We start from the raw sequence: 19,122 nt of genomic DNA on the forward strand, positions 1-19,122 counted from the left end.
ATAGAATACTGTAATATGCACCAAAAACATGATCATTTGGCAGTAAATAGAAATGATTTGATATCTATTTCTGCCAAATATTTATGTATTCTACATTAGGAGCGATTAAAAATGCCAATTATTATAAGTAAGGATTTACCTGCTACTGAAGTGTTATCTAAAGAGAATGTATTTTATATGACGAAAGAACGCGCTGAAACTCAAGATATCCGTCCTTTAAATATTGGTATATTAAACTTAATGCCAACAAAAATAGAAACTGAAACGCAAATATTACGGTTAATCGCAAATTCTCCATTACAAGTAGATGTTGAATTAATTGGTACAGAATCATACAAGCCTAAAAATATTTCAGAGGAACATGTCACAAGTTTTTATAAAACACTTACGCAAGTTAAAGATACGAAATATGACGGATTTATCATAACCGGTGCCCCAGTTGAAACATTAGAATTTGAAGATGTTGACTATTGGTCTGAATTAAAAGAAATTATGGATTATACAAAGGAAAATGTCACCTCAACTTTACATATATGTTGGGGAGCACAAGCCGGTTTATATCATCATTATGGTATACCTAAATACGATTTAGAGCACAAGATGTTTGGTGTTTTTCCACATACTTTAGAAGACCGATTTGTAAAACTTGTACGAGGGTTTGATGACCAGTACTATGTTCCACATTCCCGTCATACTGAAATTAAAAGAGAGGATATTGATAAAGTAAGTGGATTAAAGATTTTAAGTATGTCTCAAGAAGCTGGTGTTCATTTAGTTTCAAGTGAGGATGGAAAACAAATATTTGCAACTGGTCATAGTGAGTACTGTGAGAACACATTAAAAAATGAGTATGAAAGAGATCGAAAAAGAGGGGTAGCAATTCAAGTCCCTAAAAATTATTATGAAAATGACGACCCTACAAACCCACCAATTGTCCGTTGGAGAAGTCATGGTAATCTATTATTCTCAAATTGGTTAAATTACTATGTTTATCAGGAAACGCCATATTCATTGTAATTCAATTAAACATTTCACAAAAATTTCAAATAAAAGGAAAAATTGTTAGAAAATTTAAAATTATCATTGCTATTTTCATAAAACATTACCATAATGGTAATTATATCTAAAATTAAAACGGAGGAGTTTTCATGAAGAACTGTATTTCTATCGGTTTATTAGGACTAGGAACTGTTGGTAGTGGGGTTGTCAAAATTGTTGAAGCCCACCAAGATCGCTTAGCTCATCAAATTGGTTGTTCTGTCGAGGTTAAAAAAGTATTAGTAAAGAATCTTGAGAAGGAAAGAGCAATTACGATTCATAAAGACTTGTTAACGACAGATGCGACAGAAATATTAGATGATGCTGATGTTGATGTTGTCGTTGAAGTAATGGGTGGAATCGAAGACGCTAGAAGATACATTCTCCATGCTCTTCGAAATAAAAAACATGTTGTAACGGCAAATAAAGACTTAATGGCTTTATATGGCACTGAGTTATTACGTGTAGCAAATGAAAATAAATGTGATCTATTTTATGAAGCAAGCGTAGCAGGTGGAATTCCGATTATCCGTAGTTTAGTAGATGGATTAGCAGCGGACCGTGTGACGAAACTAATGGGGATCGTAAATGGTACGACTAACTTCATTTTAACAAAAATGAGCAATGAAGGTAGACCATACGAAGATGTATTAAAAGAAGCACAAGATCTTGGCTTTGCAGAATCAGATCCAACTTCTGATGTTGAAGGACTTGATGCAGCAAGAAAAATGACAATTCTTTCGAAACTCGGTTTCTCAATGGATGTTGAACTTGAAGATGTTCAAGTTAGAGGAATTAGTTCAGTATCTGCAGAGGATATTGATTATGCAAGATATTTTGGTTATACAATGAAGCTAATCGGCTATGCAAAAAGAAGCGAAAATAGAATTGAAGTTAGTGTTGGACCTACTTTAATCTCTCATAGTCATCCATTAGCATCAGTTAGTAATGAATTTAATGCAGTTTATGTATATGGAGAAGCAGTAGGAGAAACGATGTTTTACGGACCAGGCGCAGGAAGTTTACCAACAGCAACTGCAATCGTATCTGACTTAGTTGCTGTTATGAAAAACATGCGTTTAGGTGTAAATGGAACAAGCGCTGTTTTACCGCAATATCCTAAAGAATTAAAAGATGATCATGAAATTCACTTTAAATCATTTTTCCGATTTACAGTTCAGGATCAGTTAGGATCGTTTGCAAAAATAACTTCTTTATTTACTGAGTGTGATATTAGTTTTGAGAAAATCATTCAAGTTCCTTTAAAACATCAAGGATTAGCTGAAATTATTTTAGTGACTCATCAAGCTTCAAGTGCTGCATTCAAGAAAGTAATTCGTGATTTAGAAGCATCAGATGTTGTAGATGAAGTTCGAAGTTATTATCGAATTGCAGGTGAAGAATGAGATGTATAAAGGGTTAATCAATCGATATACAGAGTTTTTACCAGTTAGTGAAAATACACCACAACTAACTTTAAATGAAGGAAATACACCATTACTTTATTTACCTACTTTATCTAATGAATGGGGTATTGAGCTTTATGTAAAATTAGAAGGGTTAAATCCGACTGGATCATTCAAAGATCGCGGTATGGTGATGGCAGTCGCAAAAGCAAAGGAAGAGGGTAGTACTGCAATTATTTGTGCTTCTACTGGTAATACATCAGCAGCAGCTGCAGCCTATGCAGCAAGAGCGGGCATGAAATGTATCGTTATTATTCCAAATGGTAAAATTGCTTACGGAAAATTAGCGCAAGCTGTCATGTATGGTGCACATATTATTAGTATTGATGGAAACTTTGATCATGCATTACAGATGGTCCGAAAAATAAGTGAAACCGAACCAATTACATTAGTTAATTCTGTAAACCCATATCGAATTGAAGGACAAAAAACTGCAGCATTTGAATTATGTGAACAATTAGAGGCAGCGCCAGATGTTTTAGCTATTCCGGTTGGAAATGCGGGGAATATTACTGCTTATTGGAAAGGTTTCCTTGAATACAATCAAGCAAAAGGGTACTCTTTACCTAAAATGCATGGGTTCCAGGCAGAAGGGGCAGCACCAATTGTTAATAATCAAAAAGTTGAAAATCCTGAAACAATCGCCACAGCCATTCGAATTGGAAATCCAGCGAGTTGGAAGCAAGCTGTCAATGCGATCAATCAGTCTGAAGGAAAAATCGATAGCGTTTCAGACGATGACATACTTGAAGCTTATAAATTGATTGCTTCTAAAGAAGGCGTTTTTGCTGAACCTGGTTCATGTGCAAGTATAGCTGGTGTTTATAAACACCTTCAAAATGGATTGATTAAACGTGGATCAAAAGTAGTTGCAATTTTAACAGGAAATGGGTTGAAAGATCCTGATATTGCGATTCAATCGAATCAAATTGAACCAATTTTATTACCAAATGACCAAAAAATAGTAGCAGAGCATTTACAAGGTGTGGTAACAGTATGAAAAAACTTTTTGACATCACAGTCCCTGCCAGTACAGCCAATGTAGGGCCTGGATTTGATTCAATTGGAATAGCTTTGGGAAGATTTTTAAATATTGAAGTTTATGAACATGATTCGTTCAGCTGTGAGGCGGACGGTGATTATTTAACAGGTATTCCGACTGATGAATCCAATTTGATTTTTCAGACTGCATTTGATGTTGCAAAACAATTCCATAAAGATTTACCTGCTTGCCATTTAAAGCTTAAGAGTAATATTCCACTAACAAGAGGTCTTGGGAGTAGTGCTTCAGCTATTATCGGTGGTATTTTATTAGCGAATGAATTATGTCATCTAAACTTAGGCTTAGATGACCAACTTTCGATTGCAACATCGATGGAAGGGCATATGGACAATGTTGGCGCATCAATTTATGGTGGATTGGTAATTGGAACTTATATTGATGAAAAGGCTTATATTCAACATTCAACAATAAATAATGTTTCAGTCATTGCAATTATCCCGACCTATGAATTAGAAACTAAACATGCTAGAAATATTTTACCGAAAGAAATCCCACATAAAGATGCAATTTTATCTAGTAGCTTTAGTAATTTACTCGTTGCTGCATTGTTAAGTGAAAATTGGAAACTTGCAGGAGATATGATGAAACGGGATTTATTTCACGAACCATATCGCAGTAAAATCGTAAAAGAATTAGAAATATTAAAAAACCATAAACTTCCACAATATGTTTATGGCCACGTGTTAAGTGGTGCAGGACCAACAATACTAGCATTTGTAGATAAAGAATATTGTCAAAATGCCAAAGAATTTTTTGGAAATTTATTCCCGAACTATGAAGTAAGCGAAATTACTATTGAAAATAACGGTGCAAAGGTAGAACATTCTATCCATGTGAAATAATAAAACCACTCATTTATGCATTGCAACCCATCTGTAGCCAACTAACAGTAAGGTGCAGTACACATAAATGAGTGGTTTTATTTGTTTTGCTTCTTATTATATTGATCAGCTAGTAATTGTTTCACTTGATTATATGTTAATCCTGAATTTGCATTTTGTTTTTTTACCTCTTCAATATCAGTTCCAGTTATCGTTAATTTCTTATCTTCCAATAAAATCAGCTCCAAAACATTAGATGTATTCAGTTTATTATGTAGTATAGTTTGCATAATTATTCTGATACTATAGTTGAGTAATCCATCGGAGGTAGAAAATTGTCTTTTTTATTTAGTGATCATTCTTTAACTTTTTTTGACTGGATGTTAAGAGCAACTATAGGATTTATTTTTATGTTATTTAGTGTGAAAATATTAGGGCAAAGAACGATTTCGCAAATGAGACTGCTGGATTTTGTTGTTGTCCTTATCGTAGGCAATATCATTGCACATCCTTTATCAGATGAACATTTATCATTAACAGATTCTTTTATTTCAATTGGTGTTTTAGTCATCTTATATTTAATTTGTAATTATTTAACGTTTAGATCAAATAAGTTTAAACATTTTGTGAATCCCCATCCATTGCATCTAATTTCTAATGGAAAGATTCAATATCAGAATTTAAAAAAAGCACGAATTACCATTGATGAATTACTTTCAGAGCTTAGAAAGGAAAAAATTGATGATCCGAAGAAGGTTGCTTTGGCATGTTGGGAAGCTGGTGGTTTTATTTCAACATTTTTATATCCGAAATATGAGCACCCAACAAGAGAGGACCTTCAAATAAAAGAGAAACCATTTCACTTTAATCAACCGATTATTAAAGATGGTACAATTGAACAAGAAGTTTTGACAAAAATGAACAAGGATTCAAGTTGGTTAATCGCAGAATTAAAACATACATATCATGTTCAAATCAATGAAATATTACTAGCAACTTTAAATGAAAATGATAAGATAGATATATATTTATATAAATAAAATCGAGGTTGTTTTCATGTTCGAAGTGCTACTTAGAGTATGCGGTTTTGTAATTGGAATGATTTTTAGATTCATAGCAGAGATACTTATTGAATTCATTTTTCACTTTTTATTTGAAAAACTGTTTGGAAAATTATTTGAGAAGCTTGGTTGTCCAATTAAAAACAAAAATGAAGAGTTAGTCTTAGGACGAATAGCTGTACTTGAAGCTGAGCCATGGTTTGAACCATATAAAATTTATTCGGTTGAAATGGCTCAAAGGATCAGTATTCGAACTTACATTCTAAAATGTAATATGAATGAAATTCTTTCAAATGAAGAAAAACGGATTGAATTTTTAAATGAACTAGATCGCAAGCTGTTTGATCTGAATAAAAATGGATTAAGAACAAGAAAAACGAGCCAATACTAGTGGCTCGTTTTTTTTATTTCTTATATACTTTTACCGTTACTGTTTTAACTCCCCAATTAAGGGCTTTTTTCTGATTTGGGATAAATACGTCGATTTTGTTTCCTTTAAGTGCGCCACCAGTATCGCCTGCAATAGCGTAACCGTAGCCTTCAACATAAACCTTTGAGCCTAATGGAATAACTTTAGGGTCAACAGAAATAACTTTTAAATCAGGATTCTTTTTTAAATTTAATCCTGTTGCTGTTTTACCACTGCAACCTTTACAGCTGCCAGTATAAGCAGACGCTTTCATTTTTAACACTTTAACAGGTTTTGCAGTTGTTGAAGTTGTTTTCGTAGTTGTACTTTTCTTAGCTGGTTTAATTTGTAGTACTTGATTAATATTTATACGGTCTGATTTCAATTTGTTCCAATATTTTAATTGAGAAACAGTTACCTTATGCTTTTTTGAAATTTGCGATAAAGTATCACCAGACTTAACCTTGTAAGAGTAAGCATATGTATGATTTGTAAATCCCATTGTTAGAAAAACAGTAGTAACAAAACATGTTATCATTTTTTTCATATTTTTCGCTCCTGTCTATTTCTATGTTTCATACTTTACCATGGAAATGTGACAGTGAGATTTCAATAGTTTTTAGATTATATTACAATTATGTTACTTTTGACATATTAGAAATAAAAGGAGGAGAGTGTCAATAGCCTTACTGATTCGACATACTGGATAAAATAAATCAAATAATTATAACGAGTTGGAGGATTAGACTAAATATTTAGAATAATGTATAATGTAGAATGTAAATACATAATCAATAAAGGTGGGATAGCATGTCAACGAATACGTATTCATTAACGTGGGATTTAGATGTATTTTTTAAAGGCGGGAGCGAGTCTTCAGAATTTGCACAATACATAGAAGAGATTAGTAGTTTATTAGAAAATCTTGAACACCAAGTTACACAATTTACTGCACCAAAAAGTAGTAATGAAGTAAAAGAATTACATAATATTATTGTTAATATTCAAGCAGTTGGAAAGAAATTATCACAAGCTAGCGGTTTCGTAAGTTGCTTACAAGCACAAAACATGGCCGATCAAAAAGCGAATTTGCTTCGTGGAACTTTAACTGCATTATTTGCGAAGTTCTCTACGACTTTAACTATGTTCCATGATCAATTAACAAAAGTAAATGATACTGTGTGGACTGAAATTTTAGAAAGTGACGATTTTAAAGAAATTTCATTTGTGTTAAACGAACGTCGTCAAAACGCAAAAGAATTATTATCGGTAGAACAGGAGTCGTTAATTACAGCCCTTTCAGTAGATGGTTACCATGGTTGGGGTCAAATGTACGACACTGTAGTAGGAAAAATGCAAATCGAGCATGATGGAAAATCATTATCTGTTGGTCAAGCATCAAATCTGTTTTCAGCTAAAGATCGAAATGTTAGACAGGAGATTTTTGGTAAATGGGAAGAAACATGGAGTAGTGAAGCAGATTACTTTGCAAAAATCTTAAACCATTTAGCCGGATTCCGTTTAAACGTTTACGGACAAAGAGGATGGGATAATGTTTTAAGAGAGCCACTTTCAATTAATCGAATGAGTCAAGAAACACTTGATGCAATGTGGGGAGCGATTATTGACAATAAAGCTCCATTTGTTGAATATTTACAACGAAAAGCAAAATTATTAGGTGTAGAGAAATTAAGCTGGTATGATTTAGATGCTCCAGTAGCAGATACAGATTCTAGCGTTTCTTATTCTGAAGGTGCAGAATTTATTTTAGATCAATTCAAACATTTCGGTGATGAATTAACTGATTTTACGAAAATGGCTTTTGAAGATTCATGGATTGAAGCTGAAGACCGTTCTGGAAAACGTCCAGGCGGATTCTGTACTGGATTCCCTGAGAGCAGTCAATCTCGTATTTTTATGACTTTCTCTGGTACTGCTTCTAATGTTTCAACTTTAGCACATGAACTAGGTCACGCATTCCATTCATATGCAATGAGGGACGTTCATACGCTGAATAGGTATTATGCGATGAATGTAGCAGAAACAGCGTCAACTTTTGCAGAGATGATTGTTGCTGATGCAGCAGTAAAAAATGCTGGCACTAATGAGGAACGCTTAGCATTATTAGAAGATAAAGTACAACGTAGTGTTGCATTCTATATGAATATTCACGCACGTTTCTTATTTGAAACACGTTTTTATGAAGAACGTAAAAATGGCATTGTTAGCAAAAATAGAATCAATGAATTAATGGAAGAAGCACAAAAAGAGGCATATTGCGGAGCTTTAGAAGAATACCATCCACATTTCTGGGCATCAAAGCTTCATTTCTATATTACTGGCGTACCATTCTATAACTTCCCTTATACGTTTGGATACTTATTCTCATTAGGTATTTATGCAAAGGCGTTAGAAGAAGGTAAAAGCTACGAACAGAAATATATCGCTCTTTTAAAAGATACAGCATCTATGACAGTTGAAGAATTAGCACAAAAACATTTAGGTGTGGATTTAACAAAACGCGATTTCTGGGAAAGTGCAGTAAAACTTTCATTGAAAGACGTTGAAGAATTCTTATCCCTTACTTAAATGATATCTTTTTGGAGAAGAGAACTCGTTTTATTACGAGTTCTTTTCCTGTTTGTACTGCTTTTATTAAAAATAGATAAGAAAACACGGAGGGGTTTTAATGTTTGCCTCTTTAGTCAGGGAGTGACTAATGATGAAAAGTTTAACGTTTTTAAAACCATATCGCCTTACAATGGGGGCTGCGATATTTTTTCTACTAGTCGAATTAATTGTAGAATTATATCAACCATATATTCTATCGAAAATTATTGATAAAGGGATCTTAAACAATGACTTGTCCTACGTTACAAAATGGGGCTTGGTCATGCTTGTGCTATCTGTTGTCGCGTTTATAGGCGGCGTTTTGAATACATTTTATTCAACACATGTTAGTCAAAGCTTTGCGTTTGGACTACGTAAGTCATTATTTGAAAAGGTCCAAACTTTTTCATTTACAACCTTTAATTTTTTACCGACATCTTCCTTAATTACAAGACTCACAAATGATGTAACTCAGCTACAGAATACTGTGTTTATGAGTTTAAGAATAATCCTAAGAGCCCCGCTCATGGTAGTGGGTAGTGTTGTAATGGCACTTATATTAGATTGGAAACTTTCGTTTGTTTTATTTTTTATATTGCCATTGTTATTTTTCTTTTTAAATTGGATGGTTCAAAAAGGTAGAGAACTGTTTAAGAGGGTACAAGAAAACGTAGATTCAGTGAATAGTGTATTACGAGAAAATCTAATGGGAATGAAGCTAATCAAAGCATTTGTAAGAAATGATTTTGAAGACGAAAGATTTCAAGTGATTAACAATAATTTAAAAAGAAAAACTGCAACTGCACTTAAAACAATGGAAGTGACAATGCCTGTTCTATTACTTTTTATGAATGCTTCAATTTTAGTCGTACTGTGGTATGGAAATAGTAAAGTTCATTCTAATCAATCTAATATTGGTGAGATTGTTGCGATCGTTAACTATATATCAAGAATTACTTCTACATTTTCTGTATTTTCTTTTATCATCATGGCTTTTTCAAGAGCTAGAGCATCTTCAGAGCGAATTGAAGAAGTACTTTCAATCGAAGAAGACTTTATTGAAAAGAATGAAGGAAATAAACTAAGAAATCGAATTGAAGGAAAAGTTCAATTTCATGATGTTTCATTTCAATATCCAAATACAGAAAATAATGTATTACAAGATATCTCTTTTGTTGCATATCCGAAAACTTCAATTGCGATTCTAGGTTCTACCGGAGCTGGGAAAACCTCATTATTTCAATTAATTCCGCGTTTATATGATGTAAGCGCTGGGACTATTTTGATTGATGATCAAGATATTCGTAAAATGAATAGTAAGGAGCTACGCGGTCAAATTGGTTATGTACCTCAAGAAGCATTATTATTTACAGGAACGATTAAAGAGAATTTATTAATGGGTAGAGAAACTGCTTCAGATGAAGATGTTTATACCGCTGCAAAACACGCTCAAATTCATGAAACAATACTTTCATTCCCTAATGGTTATGAAAGTAAAATTGGGCAAAAGGGTGTTAATTTATCTGGTGGACAAAAGCAAAGACTTGCTATTGCAAGAGCATTATTAAGAAAACCTAGTCTTCTATTACTCGATGATAGTACTAGTGCGTTAGATTTAAAAACAGAAGCAAAATTAATTCAATCATTAAAGGAATATGATTGTACTATATTTATCATCACGCAAAAAATCAGTTCTGCTAAAAATGCAGATAAAATATTGATTATTGATGATGGATGCTTAGTTAAAGAAGGTACGCATGATTCACTGCTGGAATCTTCTAAGCTGTATAAAGCAATTTATTATTCACAATACGGAAGGGAGGAAATTCCGAATGCTAAAGGAGCTAACTAAACCTTTCCGATATAAACATATTCCGTTACAACTAAAGAAAAATGAAAAGGAAAAATCGAGAGCAAGAAATGTTACTGGTACATTAAAAAGAATATGGAGCTATTTATCATTCATGAAGGCAAAACTAAGTCTAGTTTTGTTATTAGTTTTAATAAGTTCTGTATTAGGTTTGCTTGGACCGGTATTAGTTGGATATGCAATCGATCATTTCATCATAAAAAATAATTTACATGGTTTAAGTATGTTGATTGTTTCGCTTATTTTTATTTATCTTGGATATTCAGCATCTTTATTTCTTCAAAACTATTGGATGATTGAAATTGCTCAAAATACAGTTAATAAAATGAGAACAGAGCTATTTAAACAATTTCATAAATTACCAATATCATTTTTTGAAAAAAGACAGCATGGTGAATTAATGAGTCGCGTAACAAATGACTTGGAGAATGTAAGCTCAACTTTAAACAGTTCTGTGATTCAAATTTTCTCCAGTGTACTGACTTTAGTTGGTACAGTTTCAGTCATGATCTATTACAGTCCGCTCTTAACTTTATTAACACTATCAATTGTACCTATATTAGTAGTCGGAATTAAATGGATTACAAATCGAACTGGACAATTATATAAGATTCAACAAAGAAATTTAGGTGAAATGAACGGGTTTATCGAAGAAACAATTTCTGGTCAGAGAATTATTAAAACCTTCTCTCAAGAAGATAAAATGATTCGTGATTTCCAAATTAAAAATGAAAAACTAAAAACGTCAGGATTTTGGGCGTTGATTTTTGCAGGTTTCATTCCAAAGTTCATGAATGTATTAAATAATGCAAGCTTTGCAATAATAGCAGGTATTGGTGGATATTTTGCATTCAAAGACATTATTTCAATCGGAACTATTGTTATTTTTACTGAGTATTCAAGACAATTCACGAGACCATTAAATGATTTATCGAACCAATTTAATACGTTACTTTCTGCAATTGCAGGAGCAGAACGTGTATTTTCAATTCTTGATGAGGATGTTGAAGCGATCGATGAAACAAATATTATCGATCATCGTAAAATAATTAAAGGTGAAGTTGAGTTTAAGAATGTATGTTTTTCTTATGGAAAAGATAGTAATACTCTAACAGAAGTCTCATTTAAAGCAAACTCAGGAGAGACAATTGCCTTAATTGGACCTACTGGTGCTGGAAAAACAACGGTCGTAAATTTACTTTCGCGCTTTTATACAATCAATAGTGGTGATATACTCATAGATGGTGTGAAAATTGAAAATTATTCAAGGAAGAATTTGCGTGAACAAATGGCGTTTGTTCTTCAAGACTCATTTTTATTTAAAGGTACTATTCGTGAAAATATTCGATATGGTCGCCTAAATGCTTCAGATGAGGAAGTAGAAGAAGCTGCAAAACTAGCAAATGCCCATAATTTTATCACCAAAACTCCTAATGGATATGATACAATTTTACAGCAAGATGACGGACAAATTAGTCAAGGGCAAAAGCAACTTCTCTCTATTGCAAGAGCCATATTAGCAAATCCTGCAATATTAATTTTAGACGAAGCGACAAGTAGTATTGATACAATTACAGAAATTAAAATTCAAGAAGCATTGCTAAGATTAATGGAAGGTCGAACTAGCTTTGTCATTGCACATCGATTAAATACTATAAAAAATGCTAATCAAATTCTAGTTTTACAAGACGGAATGTGTGTAGAGAGAGGGACACATGACGAATTACTAAATCAACAAGGATTTTACTATGAATTAGTGAATCATCAAGGGATGAATGAAGATCAGCATATACAATAAAGGGTGGAAATATGGACTACAATTCATTTAAAGAAATTATTCACGGTAGAAGAAGTATTCGTAAATATACTGATCAGCCAGTTTCAAATGAAATCATTGAAGAGATTATTGATTGTGCACGCTATGCTCCAAGTGACACAAACTCACAAACATGGGAATTTATTATTATTAAAAACACTGATAAAATTAAAAAGATTGAAGAAATGACATGGGATTCTTTGCATGAAGTCGCTGAAAAAGCGAAGGAAAAAGGATTAGAAAAAGAAGGGAAGCTATTAGTTCGTTCTTTTGGTCCATATGCAACAGCGTTTCGTGAAGCACCAGTTTTAATTATTTGTTTAGCAACACCATACGAGTCTAAGTTCCGTACAAAAATCTTTGATCCTATTGGATTTGTTGAACCAGAGGTTTGGACGGAAGAAGGTATTAAAAGCAGTTGTTTAGCATCACAAAATTTAATGCTAGCAGCTCATGCATTAGGATTAGGCACTTGCCCAATGACAGGTCCAGTTTTATTAGCACAAGATAAGCTAAGAGATTATTTAGATATTCCAGAAGATCGTGAAATAAATATGGTCATCTCATTAGGTTATCCTTCTGAAGCTGCTAAAAAATTAGCACGTAAAGAAGTAGCTGATATTATTCGTTACGTTGAATAAATATTTATATTATTGAAAGAGAAGATGAATTCTTCTCTTTTTTTTGTTGTTTTTTCATATCAATTACAAAGAAAATGGTATTTTGGAATAATATTACAATTGAATTTATATTTACACATATGTATAATGATTCGAGTGAAATATAAATTATAGATTTTGTTATTTGAAAGGTGTTAACAACATGGGTCAATCAAAAAAATTAGGTGTACTAGCCTTATCATTTCTAAGCATAAATTCAATACTTGGGTTGCGAAATATTGCATTTGCTTCGACAATTGGACCATCTGCCATGTTTTATTGGATTATTGCAGCAATTATCTACTTTATACCACTTGGTTTAATTGTTGCAGAATTATCAACTACTTATCCAAATCAAGGTGGAATGGGAGTATGGGTTCGTAAAGCTTTTGGTGAAAAAGCTTCATTTTTATGTTCATGGTTCTTTTGGATCGCAAATTTTACGTACTATCCATCACTTTTATTAACGACTACAATTGCAATTGCATATGGAATCAATCAACCAGGCATCGCAAATAATCCTATGAAAACAGCAATCATATCAAGTATTATATTTTGGATTGTCACATTACTTACATTAAAAGGGACTAAGATGAGTGGGAGACTAGCTTCAATCGGAGCACCATTAGGTGTATTAGTTCCAGCTATTTTAATTTTCGGATTCGGAATTTACAGTATGCTCAGCGGGGAAACAAGTGCGACTAACTTTACAAGTGAAACAATTATGCCAAACAATTTATCATTTGGAGCAATCATGTTTTTATCTACATTAATGTTTGGTTTTTCTGGCGCCGAAATGCTTGGAACAATTGCAGGTAATGTAAAAAATCCTCAAAAAACATTTCCTAGAGCAATCTTGATTACATCAATTATTATTGCGACAGTTTATATACTTGCAACGATCGCTTTCCAATTTGTCATTACAATTTCATCAGACCAAACAGCTACGGCATTGTATTTATTCGCTGATAAGATCACGAATCAATTTGGACTTAGCTTCTCATTATCTCAGATTTTAGGTATTTGTTTTGTTTTAGCATTTGTCGGGTCACTTTCATTTTTAATATTAAACCCAAGTGTAATGATTGCGGAAAGTGCGAAGGAAGTTTTATCTAAAAATCTATTGAAAAAAAATAAAGATGGAATGCCAGCCACTCTTGTGAAGGGCCAGGCGATTGCAGTAACGCTAATCTTATTACTATCGGCATTTGTACCTAGTGTATCTTCTGCTTTAAATATGTTAATTTTAATGTCAACTCTAGCATTTTTTATTCCTTATGTGTTCTTAATCAGTGCATATATCAAGCTTAGAATGACGGAAAAAAATATTGAAAGACCATTTAAAATAAAAAACAACAAAATTGCCATTACGGTTGCTTTAGTTGGGATGCTATCTGTTGTAGGTACAATTTTATTAACGTTAATTCCTGCACCTAGTACGACATTATTAGAATATTTACCAATTGTATTAGGTCCTGTACTATTTGGTTGTATTGGATTTATTTTATATAGAAATGGAAATTTAGCTAAAAATAAAAATAAGAATTAGAAAAAACACCCAAATTAGTTATTAATTTGGGTGTTTTTTGATTGTATTACAACAAAGAATCTAGTTCATCTACTAATGAACCAACATATTCAACCGCTTCTTTAATTGGGGCACTAGTTGTCAAATCTACCCCAGCCATTTTCAATAATTCTTCTGGTTTTTTTGATCCTCCAGCTTTTAAGACTTCTATCCATGCATCAATGACAGGTTTGCCTTCACTAGTAATTCTTCTTGAAATTGCAGTAGATGCAGTTAATCCCGCAGAATATGTGTAAGGATATAATCCCATATAATAATGAGGTTGGCGCATCCAAGTTAAACTTGCCCCTTCATCAATGACGACAGAGTCACCCCAGAATTCTTTTAACACATTTCCTTTTACTTCGCAGAATGTATTAGCAGTTAAAGGAGTGCCTTTTTCAGCTAGTTCATAAATTCTTCTTTGGAATTCACCCTCCAACAGGTGCGTAACAAAATTATGATAGTAAGTACCTAGTAATTGTAGGATGACCCAACGTTTCATTTGTGGATCATTAGTATTTTTAAGTAAATACTGACCTAATAACATTTCATTAAATGTAGAAGGAGCTTCAATAAAATACATAGAAGGGCGTGTATTTACTACTCTTTGATATTTATTTGCATAATAAAAGTGTCCCGCGTGACCAAGTTCATGAGCTAACACAAAGGCATTACGCATATGGTCTTGCCAGCTAATTAAAATGTATGGATGAACACCATATGGGCTTGAGCAAAATGCACCTGTAGATTTCCCAACATTATCGGAATAATCAATCCAGCGCTCATCAAATGCTTTTTCCATAATAGATAAATATTCAGGACCCATAACTTCTAAAGATTTTAGTATGGTTTCTTTTGCATCTTCATATGTAGTACTTGGATTAAAATCTACATCTAAAGGCGCTTTTAAATCATAAAAATGTAAAGTATCAAGTCCAAGTTGTTTTTTCTTTAAATTTGCGAGTTTACGCATATGAGGGGCTAATTCATTGAAAATAACAGATAATTGGTTTTGATACATTTCTAAAGTTATTTTATGGGATTTTAATAACATATGAGTTACGCTCTCATATTTGCGTAACTTACTTAAAGCAACTTGTTTCTTTACTTCTGTAGCATATACAGCTGCATATGTATTTTTATATTGGTTTAATGTTTTTGTGAAAGATTGATACGCTTCTTTTCGTACAGTATGATTTGGAGAAAATTCATATAAATTTTCAAACATAGCAAAGGAGTTTTGTAATTCTTTACCATTTTCATCTACAAAAGAATCAAACGTTAAATCTGCTGCTTTGCTTGTTTGATAAATACGGTATGGTGCAGAAGTAACTTCGCCTAGTGCAGCTAATGCTTCTTCTGTTTCAGGAAGTAATTGATGTGGTTTTGACTCTAGAATTTCCTCAACAGCTAATTTGAAAACTTCTAATTCTTTTTCTTCATTTAAGTATGTCTCAAATAATGCCTTATCTAAATGTAAAAGTTCTGATTTAATAAATGTTAAGGCCGTATTTACTTTTGTGTTTAATGCAGAATATTGAAGGCTATCTGATTGGTTTTGAGAATTTGTACCATCCTCAGACTGACGGAGACTTACATAAGTACCTGTTCTTACTAATTTAAGCATAATAGATTCATATGCTAATAGCGTATTAACCAAACTATTTGCCGATGAAATAACTGATCCTTTAAAAGCAGTTATTTCAACTAAATCTTTCTCTATGTCTTCTAATGCATCAAGCCATTCCAAACGCGTTTGGAATAAATCTTCAAGCTTCCAGGTCATTTCAGTAGGTACTTCTGAACGATTAAGGCGTTTTTCTAATGTTTTTTCCATCAAATTTCCTCCTCAAAAAAGTATTCTTACGAGTCTATTATACTTTAATAAATGGACAACCTGTGTAAAATTATTCGATAAAATAGAAAATTTAAATAACTTTTTGTGCATCTTTTGTCATAATTTTGGTAGAATTAAAGGTGCCTGTTTCACAATTGTAACAATTTGTCATTTTTTTAAAGATTGTTAGAAAGGAGTTAGTTACCATATGAACAAGAAATTTAGTATTATACTATTCATGTCGTTTGCGATATTGGGACTTACTGCATGTACAATTAAAAAGCCACCTAAAAATTTACAAATTCAAGCAAGTGGAACTTTTGATGAGAAAACATTTACGTTTCAAGTAACTTCTTCTCTTCCAAAAAATGCAAAATTAGATTTTATCATCAAGGATCAAGATAGTAAAAAATCAGTTTATGAAACTACTTTAGTTACGGACGAAAAAGGGGCCGTGGATAAAAGAATAGCTTTTGTTGTTGGTAAGCAAAATTTAGAAGGTCTGATCCTTTATAAACCTGAAAAACAAACAAAAGATATTCAATCGATATATGGTAAATATGGTCAAAATATTAGAAACAATGCTTTTGGTTATCAAATAGAAAAAAAGGATCATGAAAACTATTCTTATATAAAGTTATATGGGACTTTTATAAAGTATGGCAGTCTCCTTAAAGGAGGAGATGTTTACTTTGGTGAAAAACCTCTAAAAATAGAAATAGGAGGGTAGATGCACAACCTTTTTGAATAGATTGTGTAAACGAATATGATACAAACTAGTAAATTAATAACAAAACATATCATTCAATTTTTGCTAACGATTGTAGGAATTGGATTCATCACTGCTTTATCATTTAGTCTTTTTTTACCTAAAGGTGAGCGGTTATCGGAGTTATGGAATCAATTACAAATATTTTTCTGGAGCTTTTTTTATTTTAAAGATTTAGAAGTAATCATGAATGTACAAGAGTTAATCTATGTACCATTTTATACTGTTTTGAAGAAACCTTATGTCTACTCTTTAACAATCTTATTTGCTGCGTTTATTTGTTCAATCATCGCTGCTTTACTACTTTCTTACATTACATACATGGCCCCTATAGTTGTGAAAAAAATAATTCATAGTTTACTATTTTTCCTTCAATCAGTACCAGATGTTGTGATGATTGCAGGCTTACAAATAGTTTTATTTTGGATTTTCAATAAAACAGGTGTCATGATTATTGATCCAGTAGCGGGCCTTGAAAGTAACGTTTATATACTGCCAATTTTCGTAGTTTCTATCATTCCAACAATCCAATTATTTCAAATGATTTACTTATCAATTAATGAAGAAGAAATAAGAGAATATGTAGAGTATGCAAGAGCAAAAGGTTTATCGAAATCTTGGGTTTTAGTAAGACATATATTACGAAACGTAACAATTACTTTATTAACTAATACGAAATTAATTTTTTGGGTGATTATTTCTAATCTATTTATTGTAGAGTTTTTATTAAACATGAAAGGGTATTTTTCATTTTTATTTAAAAATATGAGCTCCCCAGAAATATTTTTTATGTCACTTGTTTTACTTTTTATTCCTTTCTTTATATTAGACTTAATCTTTAAATATATCGTTAACCGATTGAGAGGAGTAAGTGAGTTTATATGAAAAAATTGAAACAAAACTTACCAATAATGATTGGTTGTTTTATGATTATCGGCTTAGTCGCATTTAGTTTTATATATACTTACTTTATTAAAGATACATTAAAGCCACCACCAACATTTCTTTACAATGATGAAGGAAAAATGATTGGCACATACGGATATCCGCCAAGTTTAACCTATCCATTTGGCGTTGATCGTTTTGGTAGAGATGTATTTTGGATGGTAGTAGATGGTGCAAAATATACAATTGCAATTGCATTAGTTGTAGCCATTATTCGTGTTGTATTCGGTATTTTATTTGGAATATTTTATGGATTTACAGGAAAGAAATTTGAAACAATCGTTAATCCATTCATCAACGCATTTCGATTCGTACCTGCTGTAATAATCGTTCTTCCAATTTTTCAAATGCTACAATTTGGAGTAGGTGGAAATCAGTTTAGAATAATCTCCCTTCAAATATTATTAATATCTTTTATTGCGATACCGATTTTAACTAGTACGATCGGTGACGAGGTAAAGGAATTTTTGAAAAATGATTTTATCTTAAGCTCAAAAGTTATTGGTGCGGGTAATATGTGGTTAAGAAGAAAGCATGTATTTCCATTTCTTCGTACAAGAATCTTATTACTTTTCGTCCAACAAACGATTCAAGTACTATTCTTATTAACACAATTAGGTGTTTTTAGATTGTTTATTGGTGGAGCAGTTACATTATTTATAGACGATGGCGATGGAAGAGATATGTCAAAGGCTAATGAATGGGCAGCAATGATTGGAAGTAATTTCTTTGAACTATCAATTGATCCGTGGGTCATTATTGGACCAAGTATCGCATTTATCGTAACGATATTTGCTTTTAATTTAATTAAATTAGGTATTGAAAGAATGATTCATAAACAACAAGTTCCAACTAAACAATTTAAACATCATTCTGTTAAGGATTTTGGTTCATTGAATGATTTCGATTTTGTTAACAATACTGATGGGAAAACCGATTTATTGGAGAAAGACCAATCTTCGTTTGTATTATCAAAGTAAAAAACAGCGATTATTCGCTGTTTTTTGTGGTTCTTTTTATTAAGTTTAATGCAATAAAGTATTGTAGCTTTGTTGTCTGTACATAGCATTGTAATGGAACAACTATTGTACACAGTATTAAATAAGCAATTTTAATTATGCGAAAAACCAGTTCCTTCAAATTATGAACGATGAATACTTTGGTCAGAGATAGTGTTTTAAAATAGAG

General features: G+C 32.3%; 17 protein-coding genes. 14 read left to right on the top strand and 3 right to left on the bottom strand.

The window, feature by feature from the left end:
- The first annotated feature begins 111 nt into the window (after positions 1-111).
- The 4 genes from metA (at position 112) to thrB (ending at position 4,409) form a co-directional block, all read left to right on the top strand.
- Complete coding sequence (gene metA, locus ABID96_RS09335; RefSeq protein WP_192601764.1) at positions 112-1,017, top strand: homoserine O-acetyltransferase MetA; 906 nt, start codon at positions 112-114, stop codon at positions 1,015-1,017.
- Between the two features lie 131 nt (positions 1,018-1,148).
- Complete coding sequence (locus ABID96_RS09340) at positions 1,149-2,444, top strand: homoserine dehydrogenase (protein ID WP_192601765.1); 1,296 nt, start codon at positions 1,149-1,151, stop codon at positions 2,442-2,444.
- Between the two features lies 1 nt (position 2,445).
- Positions 2,446-3,504 (top strand): threonine synthase, encoded by a 1,059-nt coding sequence (gene thrC / locus ABID96_RS09345; protein ID WP_192602065.1) that lies wholly within the window; start codon positions 2,446-2,448, stop codon positions 3,502-3,504.
- On the top strand, positions 3,501-4,409 hold the full coding sequence (thrB, locus tag ABID96_RS09350) for a homoserine kinase (RefSeq protein ID WP_192601766.1): 909 nt from the start codon (positions 3,501-3,503) through the stop codon (positions 4,407-4,409). The genes thrC and thrB overlap by 4 nt, the downstream gene beginning before the upstream one ends.
- 77 nt (positions 4,410-4,486) lie before the next feature.
- Here the strand turns inward: thrB and ABID96_RS09355 are convergent, their stop codons facing one another.
- On the bottom strand, positions 4,487-4,621 hold the full coding sequence (locus ABID96_RS09355; protein WP_377897090.1) for a hypothetical protein: 135 nt from the start codon (positions 4,619-4,621) through the stop codon (positions 4,487-4,489).
- Between the two features lie 102 nt (positions 4,622-4,723).
- On the opposite strand from ABID96_RS09355, the gene ABID96_RS09360 reads away from it, so the two are divergent.
- A complete protein-coding gene (locus ABID96_RS09360) occupies positions 4,724-5,428 on the top strand; it encodes a DUF421 domain-containing protein (RefSeq protein ID WP_377896820.1) in 705 nt (234 codons plus the stop codon).
- Positions 5,429-5,444: 16 nt separating this feature from the next.
- The gene (locus tag ABID96_RS09365) at positions 5,445-5,840 is read left to right on the top strand and encodes a hypothetical protein (protein WP_192601768.1); all 396 of its coding nucleotides are present in this window, start codon (positions 5,445-5,447) and stop codon (positions 5,838-5,840) included.
- A 13-nt stretch (positions 5,841-5,853) separates the two neighbouring features.
- On the opposite strand, the gene ABID96_RS09370 is transcribed toward ABID96_RS09365, so the two are convergent.
- Positions 5,854-6,405, bottom strand: coding sequence for a 3D domain-containing protein (locus ABID96_RS09370; protein WP_192601769.1), 552 nt, complete (start codon positions 6,403-6,405; stop codon positions 5,854-5,856).
- A 263-nt stretch (positions 6,406-6,668) separates the two neighbouring features.
- Here ABID96_RS09370 and ABID96_RS09375 point away from each other — a divergent pair, with 263 nt between their 5' ends.
- The 5 genes from ABID96_RS09375 to ABID96_RS09395 all read left to right on the top strand — a co-directional run bounded on the left by ABID96_RS09375 (position 6,669) and on the right by ABID96_RS09395 (position 14,362).
- Positions 6,669-8,447 (top strand): M3 family oligoendopeptidase, encoded by a 1,779-nt coding sequence (locus tag ABID96_RS09375; protein WP_192601770.1) that lies wholly within the window; start codon positions 6,669-6,671, stop codon positions 8,445-8,447.
- Positions 8,448-8,577: 130 nt separating this feature from the next.
- The gene (locus ABID96_RS09380) at positions 8,578-10,320 is read left to right on the top strand and encodes an ABC transporter ATP-binding protein (RefSeq protein WP_192601771.1); all 1,743 of its coding nucleotides are present in this window, start codon (positions 8,578-8,580) and stop codon (positions 10,318-10,320) included.
- The gene (locus tag ABID96_RS09385; protein WP_192601772.1) at positions 10,301-12,136 is read left to right on the top strand and encodes an ABC transporter ATP-binding protein; all 1,836 of its coding nucleotides are present in this window, start codon (positions 10,301-10,303) and stop codon (positions 12,134-12,136) included. The genes ABID96_RS09380 and ABID96_RS09385 overlap by 20 nt, the downstream gene beginning before the upstream one ends.
- An 11-nt stretch (positions 12,137-12,147) precedes the next feature.
- Positions 12,148-12,795 carry a nitroreductase family protein gene (locus ABID96_RS09390; RefSeq protein WP_192601773.1) on the top strand — a complete coding sequence of 216 codons (648 nt, stop codon included), beginning with the start codon at positions 12,148-12,150 and terminating at the stop codon, positions 12,793-12,795.
- Positions 12,796-12,976: 181 nt separating this feature from the next.
- A complete protein-coding gene (locus tag ABID96_RS09395) occupies positions 12,977-14,362 on the top strand; it encodes an amino acid permease (protein ID WP_192601774.1) in 1,386 nt (461 codons plus the stop codon).
- Between the two features lie 46 nt (positions 14,363-14,408).
- Here the strand turns inward: ABID96_RS09395 and pepF are convergent, their stop codons facing one another.
- Positions 14,409-16,220, bottom strand: a complete 1,812-nt coding sequence (pepF, locus tag ABID96_RS09400) for an oligoendopeptidase F (protein ID WP_192601775.1) — start codon at positions 16,218-16,220, stop codon at positions 14,409-14,411.
- A 208-nt stretch (positions 16,221-16,428) separates the two neighbouring features.
- Here pepF and ABID96_RS09405 point away from each other — a divergent pair, with 208 nt between their 5' ends.
- Genes ABID96_RS09405 through ABID96_RS09415 form a run of 3 tightly spaced genes read left to right on the top strand, consistent with a single transcriptional unit; the run spans position 16,429 to position 18,914 of the window.
- The gene (locus ABID96_RS09405) at positions 16,429-16,950 is read left to right on the top strand and encodes a hypothetical protein (RefSeq protein WP_192601776.1); all 522 of its coding nucleotides are present in this window, start codon (positions 16,429-16,431) and stop codon (positions 16,948-16,950) included.
- Positions 16,951-16,986: 36 nt separating this feature from the next.
- Positions 16,987-17,874 (top strand): ABC transporter permease subunit, encoded by an 888-nt coding sequence (locus tag ABID96_RS09410; RefSeq protein WP_192601777.1) that lies wholly within the window; start codon positions 16,987-16,989, stop codon positions 17,872-17,874.
- Positions 17,871-18,914 (top strand): ABC transporter permease, encoded by a 1,044-nt coding sequence (locus ABID96_RS09415; protein ID WP_192601778.1) that lies wholly within the window; start codon positions 17,871-17,873, stop codon positions 18,912-18,914. Before ABID96_RS09410 ends, ABID96_RS09415 begins: the two co-directional genes overlap by 4 nt.
- Positions 18,915-19,122 lie beyond the last annotated feature (208 nt).

The sequence above is a fragment of the Gottfriedia sp. OAE603 genome (assembly GCF_040543965.1).
Taxonomy (GTDB): domain Bacteria; phylum Bacillota; class Bacilli; order Bacillales; family Bacillaceae_G; genus Gottfriedia; species Gottfriedia solisilvae.

Excerpts from the sequence above, each read along its gene's own strand:
- ABID96_RS09385 (WP_192601772.1), top strand. The coding sequence starts at position 10,301 with ATGCTAAAGGAGCTAACTAAACCTTTCCGATATAAACATATTCCGTTA.
- ABID96_RS09365 (WP_192601768.1), top strand. The coding sequence starts at position 5,445 with ATGTTCGAAGTGCTACTTAGAGTATGCGGTTTTGTAATTGGAATGATT.
- ABID96_RS09415 (WP_192601778.1), top strand. The coding sequence starts at position 17,871 with ATGAAAAAATTGAAACAAAACTTACCAATAATGATTGGTTGTTTTATG.
- ABID96_RS09340 (WP_192601765.1), top strand. The coding sequence starts at position 1,149 with ATGAAGAACTGTATTTCTATCGGTTTATTAGGACTAGGAACTGTTGGT.
- ABID96_RS09380 (WP_192601771.1), top strand. The coding sequence starts at position 8,578 with ATGATGAAAAGTTTAACGTTTTTAAAACCATATCGCCTTACAATGGGG.
- ABID96_RS09375 (WP_192601770.1), top strand. The coding sequence starts at position 6,669 with ATGTCAACGAATACGTATTCATTAACGTGGGATTTAGATGTATTTTTT.
- ABID96_RS09390 (WP_192601773.1), top strand. The coding sequence starts at position 12,148 with ATGGACTACAATTCATTTAAAGAAATTATTCACGGTAGAAGAAGTATT.
- metA (WP_192601764.1), top strand. The coding sequence starts at position 112 with ATGCCAATTATTATAAGTAAGGATTTACCTGCTACTGAAGTGTTATCT.
- thrC (WP_192602065.1), top strand. The coding sequence starts at position 2,446 with ATGTATAAAGGGTTAATCAATCGATATACAGAGTTTTTACCAGTTAGT.
- ABID96_RS09410 (WP_192601777.1), top strand. The coding sequence starts at position 16,987 with ATGATACAAACTAGTAAATTAATAACAAAACATATCATTCAATTTTTG.
- ABID96_RS09405 (WP_192601776.1), top strand. The coding sequence starts at position 16,429 with ATGAACAAGAAATTTAGTATTATACTATTCATGTCGTTTGCGATATTG.
- ABID96_RS09395 (WP_192601774.1), top strand. The coding sequence starts at position 12,977 with ATGGGTCAATCAAAAAAATTAGGTGTACTAGCCTTATCATTTCTAAGC.
- pepF (WP_192601775.1), bottom strand. The coding sequence starts at position 16,220 with ATGGAAAAAACATTAGAAAAACGCCTTAATCGTTCAGAAGTACCTACT.
- ABID96_RS09370 (WP_192601769.1), bottom strand. The coding sequence starts at position 6,405 with ATGAAAAAAATGATAACATGTTTTGTTACTACTGTTTTTCTAACAATG.
- thrB (WP_192601766.1), top strand. The coding sequence starts at position 3,501 with ATGAAAAAACTTTTTGACATCACAGTCCCTGCCAGTACAGCCAATGTA.